The sequence below is a fragment of the Streptomyces sp. NPDC045899 genome, assembly GCF_056431485.1.
This window is the reverse complement of record NZ_JBWKKP010000005.1, coordinates 391,332-403,816: the sequence shown is the minus strand read 5'-3', so window position 1 is coordinate 403,816 and position 12,485 is coordinate 391,332. Positions and strand designations below refer to the sequence as shown.

Annotated in this window: 8 protein-coding genes; 2 read left to right on the top strand and 6 right to left on the bottom strand. The window is 69.8% G+C overall.

Translation table 11 applies throughout. The features are described 5' to 3' along the window. The 5 genes from AC07FT_RS10700 to AC07FT_RS10680 form a co-directional block, all read right to left on the bottom strand. A partial coding sequence (locus AC07FT_RS10700) for a beta-ketoacyl [acyl carrier protein] synthase domain-containing protein (RefSeq protein WP_479175671.1) occupies window positions 1–1,341 on the bottom strand: 1,341 nt, incomplete at its 3' end. A 170-nt stretch (window positions 1,342–1,511) separates the two neighbouring features. After that, entirely contained in the window at window positions 1,512–2,486 is a 975-nt protein-coding gene (rfbB, locus tag AC07FT_RS10695; RefSeq protein ID WP_479175670.1) for a dTDP-glucose 4,6-dehydratase, read from the bottom strand. A gap of 11 nt (window positions 2,487–2,497) precedes the next feature. Further along, window positions 2,498–3,370 (bottom strand): glucose-1-phosphate thymidylyltransferase RfbA, encoded by an 873-nt coding sequence (gene rfbA, locus AC07FT_RS10690; protein ID WP_471196837.1) that lies wholly within the window; start codon window positions 3,368–3,370, stop codon window positions 2,498–2,500. A gap of 159 nt (window positions 3,371–3,529) precedes the next feature. Next, window positions 3,530–6,439 (bottom strand): helix-turn-helix transcriptional regulator, encoded by a 2,910-nt coding sequence (locus AC07FT_RS10685; RefSeq protein ID WP_479175668.1) that lies wholly within the window; start codon window positions 6,437–6,439, stop codon window positions 3,530–3,532. Between the two features lie 670 nt (window positions 6,440–7,109). After that, the gene (locus AC07FT_RS10680) at window positions 7,110–8,825 is read right to left on the bottom strand and encodes a 3-hydroxyacyl-CoA dehydrogenase family protein (RefSeq protein WP_479175667.1); all 1,716 of its coding nucleotides are present in this window, start codon (window positions 8,823–8,825) and stop codon (window positions 7,110–7,112) included. A gap of 464 nt (window positions 8,826–9,289) precedes the next feature. Between AC07FT_RS10680 and AC07FT_RS10675 the strand changes: the two genes are divergently transcribed. Beyond that, complete coding sequence (locus AC07FT_RS10675; protein ID WP_479175665.1) at window positions 9,290–10,753, top strand: lipase maturation factor family protein; 1,464 nt, start codon at window positions 9,290–9,292, stop codon at window positions 10,751–10,753. A gap of 20 nt (window positions 10,754–10,773) precedes the next feature. On the opposite strand, the gene AC07FT_RS10670 is transcribed toward AC07FT_RS10675, so the two are convergent. Continuing rightward, complete coding sequence (locus AC07FT_RS10670; RefSeq protein WP_479175664.1) at window positions 10,774–11,802, bottom strand: cation diffusion facilitator family transporter; 1,029 nt, start codon at window positions 11,800–11,802, stop codon at window positions 10,774–10,776. A 307-nt stretch (window positions 11,803–12,109) separates the two neighbouring features. Between AC07FT_RS10670 and AC07FT_RS10665 the strand changes: the two genes are divergently transcribed. Next, window positions 12,110–12,352, top strand: coding sequence for a hypothetical protein (locus AC07FT_RS10665; RefSeq protein WP_254740884.1), 243 nt, complete (start codon window positions 12,110–12,112; stop codon window positions 12,350–12,352). The last annotated feature ends 133 nt before the right edge of the window (window positions 12,353–12,485 follow it).

The window sequence follows — 12,485 nt, the reverse complement described above, 5'->3', positions numbered from 1 at the left end:
CGGCACCACACACGCGGCAACCGACGACTGACCCCCGGCCTCGACCGGCTCCGCCACCGGCCCCTGCTCCAGCACCACATGCACATTGGTGCCGCCCATGCCGAACGAGCTGACCCCCGCGCGGCGCGGCGCGTCCTCGTCCGGGGTCCACTCGTCCAGCCCGGTCTGGACGCGCAAGTTGAGGTCGGCGAGGGGGATCGCGGGATGGGGCGACTCGTGGTTGAGGCTGGCGGGCAGTTCACCGTGGACCAGGGCGAGCACCGTCTTGATGAGCCCCGTGATGCCGGCCGCGCCTTCCAGGTGGCCGACATTGGTCTTGGCCGATCCCACCAGCAGGGGTGATCCGGCGGGGCGGCCGGCGCCCAGGACCTCGCCCAGCGCCCGCGCCTCGACGGGGTCGCCGACCTTGGTGCCGGTGCCGTGCAGTTCGACGTACTGGACCTGGGAGGGCTGGACTCCGGCGCGCTCGTAGGCGGCGCGCAGCAGGGCGGCCTGGCCCTCTGTGGCGGGGGTGGTGAGGCTGTCGCCACCACCGTCGTTGTTGGCCTCGGAGCCGCGGACCACACACAGGACGGGGTCGCCGTCGCGGAGCGCGTCGGACAGGCGCTTGAGGACGACCAGACCGCCGCCCTCGCCGCGTACGTAGCCATTGGCGCGGGCGTCGAAGGTGAAGCAGTCGCCGTCCGGGGAGAGCGCGCCGAACCGGGCGGCGGCGAGGAAGCCGTCGGGGGCGAGGTTGAGCTGTACGCCGCCCGCGAGGGCGGTCTCGGTCTCGCCGCGCCGCAGGCTCTCGCAGGCGAGGTGGACGGCGGCCAGCGAGGAGGACTGACCGGTGTCCACCGCGACGCTGGGGCCGCGCAGGCCGAGCGCGTAGGAGACACGGTTGGCGATCAGACCGCGGTTGAGTCCGGTCAGGGTGTGCTGGGTGATGGCGGACCGGTCCCGCTGGTGGGTCAGGGTCGCGTAGTCGTCGGCGATGGCTCCGACGAAGACTCCGGTGCGGCTGTCGCGGAGCCGGGCGGGGACGACCCCGGCGGATTCCAGTGCCTCCCAGCACAGTTCGAGGGCCAGTCGCTGCTGGGGGTCCATCGCGAGGGCTTCGCGGGGGGAAATCCCGAAGAACTCCGGGTCGAAGGTGTCCACTTCGCGGACGAAGCCGCCGCGTCGGATTCCGGCGTCCCGGAGTTGGGCGGCGTGCCGGTCGTCCGGAATCTCCTTGATGGCGCTCTCGCCGTTGCGGAGCAACTGCCAGAACTCGTCCGGGGTCGACGCGCCCGGTATACGGCAGGCCATACCGATGACGGCGATGGGCTCGTCACGCACCACGGAGTTCTCCGACATCACGACCTCAGACTCTTCTCTCAGGAATTGAGAACGCATGGAATGGGCTGACCATGATCCAGAAATCGACGGTATCCGGGCAGTGGTCACCGCAGCCACCCCTAACCGTTCGCACCCCTAATCCACGGATAGGGGTGGCCGGGGACGTAACCGGGGAATCCCGGTCACGTTCACCGCCGCTGGAGCGGTTCCCACCAATCGCGGTGCTCCATGTACCATTTGGCGGTTTCCGCGAGACCGACCTCGAACGACATCTCGGGCCGGTAGCCGAGTTCCCGGGAGATCTTGGTGATGTCGACCGAGTAACGGCGGTCGTGTCCCTTGCGGTCGGCCACGGTCTCGACCATCGACCAGCCGCCGCCGAGCAGTTCGAGGAGACGGTGGGTGAGTTCGAGATTGGTCAGTTCGGTACCGCCGCCGATGTTGTACACCTCGCCCGGTTCACCCCTCTCGGCCACCAGGGCGATTCCGCGGCAGTGGTCGTCGACGTGCAGCCAGTCACGGACGTTTCCGCCGTCGCCGTACAGCGGTACCCGTTTGCCGTCCATGAGGTTGGTGACGAACAGTGGAATGACCTTCTCGGGGTACTGGTAGGGCCCGTAGTTGTTGGAGCAGCGGGTCACGCAGACGGGAAGTCCATGGGTGCGGTGGAACGCCCGGGCGAGCAGGTCGGACGACGCCTTCGACGCGGAATAGGGGGAGTTGGGCTCCAGTGGGCGGTCCTCGGTCCAGGATCCGCTGTCGATGGATCCGTAGACCTCGTCCGTGGAGACGTGGACGAATTTTCCCACCCCGGCTCCGGCCGCCGCGTTGAGCAGGGTGTGGGTGCCCAGCACATTCGTCCGGATGAATTCCTCGGCCCCGGAGATCGAGCGGTCGACATGGGATTCGGCGGCGAAGTGGACCACGAGGTCGGTGTCGCGCAGCAGCTCTCCGACGAGTTCCCCGTCGCAGATGTCGCCGCGTACGAAGCGCAGCCGCGGACTGTCGGCGACCTCGGCCAGGTTGGCCTCGTTGCCCGCGTAGGTGAGCTTGTCGACCACCACGACCTGGGCATCCGCCGTGGCCGGGTACGCCCCGGCCAGCGTCCGGCGGACGAAATGGGAGCCGATGAAACCCGCGCCACCGGTCACGACTATGCGCACTGCAGACCCTTTCAGCGGTGATGGGACGCGAGGTCCATGAGGTATTGGCCGTAGTCCGTCTTGTTCAGCTGTTCACCGAGTTCATGGCAGGCCATGGCGTCGATGAAGCCCATACGGAAGGCGATCTCCTCGAGACAGGCGATCCGCACTCCCTGCCGCTGTTCCAGGAGTTGTACGTACTGTCCGGCCTGGAGCAGCGAATCATGGGTTCCGGTGTCCAGCCAGGCGAATCCGCGTCCCAGGCTGACCAGCCGGGCCTTTCCGCGTTCGAGGTAGACCCGGTTGACATCGGTGATCTCCAGTTCTCCGCGTGCGGAGGGCTGGACGTTCTTGGCGATGTCCACGACGTCGTTGTCGTACAGATAGAGCCCGGTGATCGCCAGGTTGGACCTGGGCCGGGCCGGTTTCTCCTCCAGGGAGATCAGCTGCCCGTTCTCGTCCATCTCTCCGACGCCGTAGCGTTCGGGGTCCTTGACCCCGTAGCCGAAGAGCACACAGCCGTCGACCGCGCTCGCCTCGTGGTGGAGCATCTTCGAGAAGCCGGGGCCGTGGAAGATGTTGTCGCCGAGGACGAGCGCCACCGGGTCGTCACCGATGAACTCGGCTCCGATGATGAATGCCTCGGCGATTCCATTGGCTTCGGCCTGTTCGGCGTATTCGATGGTGAGGCCCAGCCGGCTGCCGTCGCCGAGGAGCTCCCGGAACAATCCCACGTGGTGCGGCGTGGAGATGACCAGGATTTCCCTGATGCCTCCGAGCATCAGCACCGACAGCGGATAGTAGACCAGGGGTTTGTTGTAGACGGGGAGGATCTGTTTCGACACCGCGTGGGTCAGAGGATGCAGTCGGGTGCCGCTGCCTCCGGCGAGGACTATGCCCTTCATGCCGCCTGAAACTAGCAACGCCGCGGGCTGATTCTCCAGGTGTGCCGTGGGTGTTAGGGGTGTCTTCAGGGGTGGGTGTGGAACAGGGGTGGCCGCGTGGTGCGGCCACCCCTGTGAGATCTCTTCGCACGCCTCCGGGAAGGAAGCGGCGGCGAAGGTTCAGGCGATTTCATCGACTTCGGCGCGCAGCGCGGACGGCAACTGCTGACGGCTTCGGATATTCAGTTTCCGGTAGACCCGCGTCAGGTGCTGTTCGACCGTGCTGATGGTGATGTACAGGTTGGCCGCTATTTCGCGATTGGTGTAGCCGTCCACCGCCAGGGCGGCGACCCTGGTCTCGGATTCGCTGAGCTTCGAGCCCAGGGACGGGTGCACCGTCGTCTTCGCGCCGAGGGGGCCGCGTACCGTCTGGACCACCTGCCTGGGCTCCCCGGGATCCAGCCCGGAGTCCAGCCGGATCCGGGCGCACAGCTCCGCGGCGCCGCACTCCTTGGCCATCTGCCAGGCCCGGCCCGTGATGGCGTCTGCCCTGCCGTGGTCGCCCGAGGTGCGCAGTGCGCAGCCGAGGTCGTCCAGGGCGCGCGCCAGCTCCAGCCGGTCGCCCGAACACTGGAGTTCCTCCACCGCCTGGCCGAGCAGCCGGGAGCGGTGCTCGTGGTCTCCCGCCGCGGCCAGTAAACGCAGGGAGACCCCGCGGACCCGGGAGTCGCCCGCGCCGATCCGGGAGAGCTGTTCGGAGATCAGGGTCACGGCCTTGTCCCGCTCCCCCAGTGCCAGCCACGCCTCGGCCGCGTCGGACCGCCAGGGCAGCATCGCGGGCTGGTCGAGTTCCCAGTGCTGGGCGAGTTTGCCCGCCATGAGGAATTCGCCGAGCGCCGCGTTGAAGCGGTTGGTGGCCAGGTAGTAGCGGCCCCGCGCACGGGTGTAGCCGAGCCCGTAGATGGAGCGGAACAGCGCCTCGGGGACCGGGCGGCTGAGCTGACGGGCGGCCGCGTCGTACTTGCCCATCGCGGTGTACGCGAGGATCTGGCTGGCCAGTGGGCCGCCGATGAAGACGCTGCCGTCCCGGCCGGGCACGATCTCCAGGGCGGTGGTGGCGTACGCGGCGGACTCCACCAGGTTGCCCTGCCGCAGCGCGATCTCCGCCCGGATCGAGGCGAAGATGGCCCGCCAGCCCGGTGACCGACGGCTCTTCGCCTCCTCCATCAGTGAGTCGCACCAGGGGGCGGCTTTGTCCGGACGGCCCGCGTACACCAGCGCGTTCACCGAGTTGACGATGGACTCGAAGGTGGCGTCGGTCAGCGGGGAGACCTCCAGCACCTTCTCGGCGGCGGCGACCGGTGACTCCTCGCGCTCCCCGCCGCCGAAGAACCCGGTGAACGCGGCCGTGATGGTGGTCAGCGAGGAGGGCCGGTGGGAGGAGGGGGACGGCGCGTGGAACGCCCCGCCGTCCGGGCCTTGCCGGGTGGCGCCGCCGGGAGCGCGCTCCTGGGTGCCGGGATCCTGGGCAACTGTGTCCGTGGCGCCGGAGTCCTGGGCCCACCGCGTGGTCATCCGGAACTGGGAGAGCGGGGTGGGGGCCGCACTGTTCATGACGGCGTTGAGCCGTCCGATGGCGCAGCGCGCCTCCTCGATCCGGCCGTGGGCGAGCAGCAGCTCGATCAGCCGCCCGATGTGGGAGGCGGGGAGGCGCTCGGCGCGCAGTGCGGCGAGGGGTTCTTCGAGCAGCCGTTCGGAGGCGGAGGGGTTGAGCCGCCACATGATGCCCGCTGTGCCGATCCGGATGCTGGCCCGCAGCTCCTCGTCGTCACATGCGGCGTAGGCGAGTTCCAGGCAGGCCACCGCCAGTGGTGCGTCGTCCTCGGCGAGTGCCTGCTGCGCCGCGTCGCGCAGCAGGGGTACGGCCCACGGTTCGTCGGCGGACTGGGCGGCGAGGAGATGGCGGGCGACGGCGAGGGTCGCCCCGCCGCCCTGGTGCAGCAGGACGGCGGCGCGGCGGTTCATGTCCAGCCGCGCGCCGGGCTCCATGTCCTCCAGCACGGCCGCTTCGACGGAGGGGTCACGGAAGGCGAGCCCGTCGATGAGACCGGCGCCGGCGAGGGCGGCCACCCCGCGCTGGATGCCCACGGGGCCGAGGCCCAGCAGCCGGGCGAGCAGATCCGGGGAGGCGGAGGCACCGAGTACGGCGATGCCCTCGGCGAGCCGGGAGACGGTGTGACCGCTGCGGTAGACACAGGTGAGTACGGCCTGGACGAACATATCCCCGACCACGGGGTCGACGGCGTGATGTGGCAGCGGGGGCGCTCCCCCGGTGCGGTAATCGTCCATCAGCGCGCGTAGCAACAACGGATTACCGCCGCTCACCTCATACCAGTTGTAGGACACATCAGTTGAATCCGGGAGTCCCAGACGGGTGGTGAGCAACCGTGCGGTCTCCTCCCAGGACAGCCGCTCCAGGCGCACCCGCTGGAAATTGGGCTGGCGGAGCAGCTCGGTATTGAAGACGGCGTCTTTCTGCTCGCTGTCCGTCGCCTGGGCGAACACCATGAGCAGCTTCGCGGCGTGGGACCGGGTGGCGAGGTACAGCAGGTACTGGAGGGACAGTCCGTCGACGCACTGAAGCTCGTCGACACAGATCACCACGGGCTCTCGGGCGGCGAGTTCATAGAGCGCGGCACGGAACTCCCGCACGCCCTGCACCTGTGTCAGGGGGACGCCGGGGGTGGCGCTGCCTGCGGTTTCGAGGAGGCCCGCGGCACCGAGGGCGCCGTGGTCGAGTGCCCGCCGCAGCCGGTCGGCCGTGGCCTTGGGCAGCCGTGGGGAGTCGAGGAGCTGGCGCAGGGTGTCGAGCGGCGCCGGGTCGGCCGACGATCCGTACACCTTGAGGACGATGGCCCCGGCCTTCGCCGCCTGGGCCGTGACGGCTTCGAGCGCGTAGGTCTTGCCGCACCCCACGGCGCCCTCGACGAGGACGATGCCCGCCTCGCCGGACAGGCATCGGGAAAAAGCCCTCCGAAGCCTTTCAAATTGCGCGTCGAATTGCCTAGCTCTGGCAAATGAAAAGACCACTGCTCGCACCCCCGAATGCGACGCGAAGCATTGCACACGACAACTCAACGTCTCCCGGCAAGCTATACGCCTGCCAGTCACGCCACCATGGCCGCACGTAAAATCACCGTTAACGAATTACTAATTCTGGCCGAGCATCCGGAGGTCACCGGATATCGGCACTGGCGGATCACCTCTACCCCGACAACATCAATGCCACCGGAGTCCACAGAGGCCTGGTCAACCGAGTGTCACCCCCGCTCACGTGGGCATTTACAAGAGACGGCCAGCATACACGAGACCCCCTAGGGCGACCCCTGAACATTCAGCGCCGTTCTTGACTCCATCAGTACTCGATCACGGATAGGGTGACCTGGAGGATCATCATTCGAACACGCATTTGCCCGTTTTGCTCGGTAATGCGTTTCTTATGTCCGTTGCCGATGGCAGCGAGAAACGATTCGCCCGGAATTCCCTAGGGATATTCCAGAGGGTGGCCGTCCACTGAAATTCCGGTAGCGCTGAATTCTCGGTCCGCGGGCCGTCGGAGGACTATTCCAACGGCATGTTCCATGGTCGTACCACCCTTCCCGGACATGCTGAATCGGCGTGTCCGCGCGGTGATCACGGGACGCGCCGACACCGCGGGCGGGCGGCCGGCCGCCCGCCGCGGAGCCGTTCCGGTTCCGGCTCAGACGTCGTGCGGATGCAGCCCCCTGCCGGTCTTGCGCCCCAGGTGACCGGCGTCGACCAACAGCTCCAGATGACGGGCCGGGGTCAACTGCGGCTCCCGGAACGTACGGTGCAGGGTGCGCTGGATCGCCAGGGAGACATCCAGCCCGATGACGTCCAGCAGCCGCAGCGGCCCCATGGGGTAGCCCAGCCCGGCCGTCATCACCGTGTCGATCTCCTCCGCGGTGGCCAGGCCCTCCTCGAGCATCGCCACCGCGCTGTTGAGATAGGGGAAGAGCAGGGCGTTGACGATGAACCCGGCGCGGTCCGGGCAGTCCACCGCACGTTTGCCCAACCGCGCGGCCACCGCGTGGGCCGTGCCCAGCGCCTCGGGGGAGGTCAGCACCGTATGCGCCACCTCCACCAGCCGCATCACCGGGGCCGGGTTGAAGAAGTGCATCCCGACGACGTCCTCGGGCCGCCCCGTGGCCATCGCGCACTCGATCACGGGCAGGCTGGAGGTCGAGGTGGCCAGCACCGCGCCCGGCGGGCACACCGCGTCCAGCGCGGCGAACACCGCGCGCTTGACGCCGATGTCCTCGGCCACCGCCTCGACCACCAGGTCGCACTCCCCCAGTGCGTCCATCGCCCAGCCGGTCGCCAGCCGGTCCATCGAGGCGCCGAGCGCCTCCGGTGCCAGTTTGCCGCGCCGCACCCCGCGCTCCAACGATCGCTCCACGGCGGCCCTGGCCTCCTTGGCCCGCAGCTCGCTCCGGGCCACCAGCACCGTCGGAGAGCCCGAGCGCGCACACACCTCCGCGATACCGACGGCCATCGTGCCCGACCCCACCACCCCGATCCGGCGCACCGGTCGGGACGGTGCGGCGGCCGGGCCGCCGGCCGCGTCCTCCGGCGCCCCGCCACCCGTCCCGTACGCGTAGAAACCGCGGCCCGCCGCGCGGCCGGTGAGCCCGGCGGCCACCATGTGGCTCAGGGTGGGCGCGGGGGCGAAGCGCGGATCGCCGGTCCGTCCGTACAGCGCCTCCAGGGCGTCGTACGCGGTGTCCAGACCCATCTCGTCCAGATGGGCCAGCGGGCCGCGGGGCAGTCCGCAGCCGAGGGTCATGGCGGTGTCGATGCTGTCGCGCGAGGCGTAGCGCCGTTCGTACATGGTGACGGCGTCGTTGAGGTACGCCATCGTCAGCGCGCCCCCGATGAAGCCCGGCCGGTCGGCCACCGGGACCGGTGTGCGCCCCAGGTCGCGTATCAGTTCCCCGATACCGGCCAGCACCCCGTCCGCGGTGAGCGGGGTGCCGACCACCTCCACGGCCGCGCCCTCGCGCACCGGGTCCAGCGGGAACAGGTGCAGTCCCACGGTGCGGTCGGCGCGTCCGGCGCCGAAGGCGATCTCGGTCACCGACAGTCCGGTGGTCGTGGTGGCGAACACGGTGTGCGGCGGGCAGTGGGGGTGGAGCCGGGCGAACAGTCCGCGCTTGGCCTCCAGTCGTTCGGGAAGCGCCTCGATCACCAGACCGGCCCCCGCGGCGCGCGCCGGGTCGGTGGTGAACTCGGCACCGTTCCCGGTGGCGGTCACCCGGGCGCGGCCGCGCCGCAGCGCCGTGTCGTCGGCCTCCACGGCGATCACCTGACGGCCGGCTCGGACCAGCAGGTCGACGAGGTGGGCTCCGGTGGTTCCGAGGCCGAACACCGCGATGGTGGAGAAGTGGTGTGCCATGCCGATGGGTCCTTTCACGTCCTGGGCGCCGACGGCGGTGGGGTGTGTCACGGCACCGGAGCCGTCGCCGGGGGGCGCCCCGCCACCGGCCGTCGTCGACGGCAGGCGGGAGGGACGCGGCGCCGGTGGTGCCGTGCTCGGCCACCGTCAGTCGGGTGCGCGCCCGCGCCGGTCCGGGCCCGATGGGGCTCTGGCCGGCAGGACACCTCGGCCTGGTGGGGGATGCGGTGGTCGGGGCGGGCGGGACGCGGCACACCACACGGGGTGGTGTGCCGCCAGGAGCCGCCGAGCACCGACGCTACGGACCGGAGGGGACACCGATAACCCCTAACCCCGGTCACCCCTAGGAGCCCCCTACCGAATGAACTCCCGCGCGGCCGGGCCCCGGGACCTCGTGGGCACCCGCCGGAGGTGGTACGGATACACGCAGGCCGAGGCAGCGACAGGCCCGAGGAGCGGCCCCCATGGAGTGGTTCACCTCAACCGACTACTGGCTGAGCCGTCTGGTCTTCCAACGGGGGCTGGCCGCCGTCTACCTGATCGCCTTTCTGGTGGCGGTACGGCAGGGACCCGCACTGATCGGCGCGCGGGGGCTGACGCCGGTGCCGCGCTTCGTTGCGCGGGTACCGTTCCGGGAGTCTCCGAGCCTCTTCCATCTGCACTACTCCGACCGCTTCTTCGGCGTCTGCGGCCGGCTGGGCGCGGTGCTCGCGGCCGCGGTGCTCGCGGGGGCGGCGGACCGGGTGCCGCTGGCGGCGGCGATGGCACTCTGGCTGGTGCTGTGGCTGCTGTATCTGTCGATCGTCAATGTGGGGCAGGTCTGGTACGGCTTCGGCTGGGAGTCACTGCTGCTGGAGGCGGGGTTCCTGGCCGTCTTCCTGGGCAACGCGGACACCGCGCCGCCCGTTCTGGTGCTGTGGCTGCTGCGCTGGCTGCTGTTCCGGGTGGAGTTCGGCGCCGGGCTGATCAAGATCCGGGGCGACCGGTGCTGGCGGCAGCTGACGTGTCTGTACTACCACCATGAGACCCAGCCCATGCCGGGCCCGCTGAGCTGGTACTTCCACCATCTGCCCAAACCGCTGCACCGGGCGGAGACGGCGGCGAACCACGTGGCGCAGCTGGTGGTGCCGCTCGCGCTGTTCACCCCGCAGCCCGTGGCCGGGGTGGCCGCCGGAATCATCGTGGTCACCCAGCTGTGGCTGGTGGCCTCCGGGAACTTCTCCTGGCTCAACTGGCTGACGATCCTGCTGGCCCTGTCCGCCGTCGACGGACGGCTCGCCGCCACGGTGCTGCCGGTGCCCGGGCCTCCCGAGCTCGCCGCTCCCCCGGCCTGGTACCAGGGCGTGGTGCTGGCCGCGACCGCGCTGGTGGTGGTGCTCAGCTACTGGCCCGCGCGCAATCTGCTGTCCGGCCGTCAGCTGATGAACTACTCCTTCAACCCGCTGCACCTGGTCAACACCTACGGAGCCTTCGGCAGTGTCAACCGCACCCGGCAGGAAGTGGTGATCGAGGGCACCGACGAGCCGGTGCTCACTTCGGCCACCGTGTGGAAGGAGTACGAGTTCCGGGGCAAGCCCGGGGATGTGCGGCGGCTGCCGCGCCAGTTCGCGCCGTACCACCTGCGGCTGGACTGGATGATGTGGTTCGCCGGGATCTCACCGGCCTACGCCGGATCGTGGTTCTCCCCGCTGGTGGCCAAACTGCTGGTGAACGACCGGGCGACGCTGAAGCTGCTGCGGGTCGCTCCGTTCCCCGACGCCCCGCCCACCCATGTGCGCGCCCGGCTGTACGTGTACCGCTTCACCACCCGGCAGGAGCGGCGCGCCAGTGGGGACTGGTGGCACCGCACCCTGCTGACCGAGTTCCTGCCACCGGTCCGGCTGGAGAACGCGGATCCGGCCGACCGTCCCCGCCGGCCGCGTCCCTGACCGGCGGTACGGCCACTGCCCTACGGTTCGGCCCGGTGCACCGGGCCGTGGGCGGTGAGGCAGTGCTCCGTCCGCGGGGCCGCGGCGCCGGAATCGTAGTGGCCGCCCTCGGTATGGGCGGGTGAGGTGTGTTCATCGGCGTGGTCGACCTGAAGGGTGGTGTGGGTGATGCCGTACTCCCGCTCCAGCACCTCTTCGAGCCCCTGCCGCACTGCATGGCAGTCGCCGAGCGGGGCCACCAGCACATGGGCGGAGAGTGAGACCTCCCCCGAGGTGATCTGCCAGACGTGCAGATCGTGCACCTCGACCACCTCGTCGTGGGACACCAGCAGATGGCCCACCTCGTCCGGTTCGACCCCGGCGGGGGCCGCCTCCAGCAGCACCCGGCCGGAGGCCCGGACCAGCTCGACCCCCGCCTTGAGCATCAGGGCGACCACGATGAGCGCGGCGATGGCGTCGGCGCGGGCGAAGCCGGTGGTCACCACGACGAGTCCGGAGACGGCGGTGGCGATGAAGGCATAGAGGTCGTTCAGCACGTGCTGGAAGGCGCCCTCCACATTGAGCGAGGAGCGGTTCGCCTTGGACATGCACCAGGTCGCCGCGATGTTCACCGCGACACCGACCAGCGCGGTGATCAGGGTGAGGCTGCCGGTCACCTCGGGCGGAGCGATGAGCCGCTCCACCGCCTCGTACCCGAGCAGGAGTCCGAGCAGCAGCAGAGAAAGTCCATTGGCCTGTGCGGAAAGGATTTCCGACCGCTTGAGCCCATAGGTGTAACCGCCGCGCGCGGGGCGGGCGGAGAGCCGGATGGCGATGAGCGCCAGCACGATCGACGCGGCGTCGGTGAGCATATGGGCCGCGTCGGACAGCAGGGCCACCGACCGCGCCATCACCCCGATGACCACTTCCACCAGCATGAATGAGGTGATCAGCGCCAGCGCGAGGGACAGCCAGCGGCGATCGGCGTTCTTCGCCACCCCGTGTGCGTGCCCGTCCCCGTGTGCGTGCCCGTCGTGGCCATCGCCGGGCCCCCGCGTATGAGCGCTCACCCGTTCCTCCTCGGATCGCCTTCCGGACAGCGCAATTCAAACAGCACCGGGGCGAATTCGGCAAAGGCTGCAATGGACACGGTTATCAATTGGGTTTCGCGTTCTCCATTTCCCCGGTGAATGCGGGAACGCTTTTCATTGTCATACCGAAATGTGGACACCGGGCGGAGGCGATCCGCCGGGAGGACGCGGAGGGGTCGCCACGGGGACTCGCTGACATGTGCGAACCCACGCCGGTGCGGGTGAGCTCGGCCCCGGGAAGGTGACCTGAGGGAACGTGGCGCGTTGGCCGACTATGACGACGACGATGCGACGCCGTTCTCTCTCGCAGCCGAGCAGAGCGCTGGACCGGAGCACCGAGGGTGGCGGAACGGTTCACCAGACCGTTCACCAGTCGGCATCCGTACCGATCTACGCCGCGCTGGTCGAGCGCTGGGCGTCCGCGGGCCGTGCGATCCCCGGACGGTACGACCGGGAGTGGACCGAGTTGGTGAACTGTCCGCCCTGGCCGGACCGGGTCCGCGCGGCCACCCGCCCGTCGGGCGACTGAAGCGGCTCCGGGCGCGCCGGGCCCGGAGCCCCCACCGGCCGCGGGGGGGGGGGGGGGGGGGGGGGGGGGGGGGGGGGGGGGAGGGGAGGAGCACAGAGCACCTCGCCGTCCGAACGGGCTCGGAGCCCGCCCC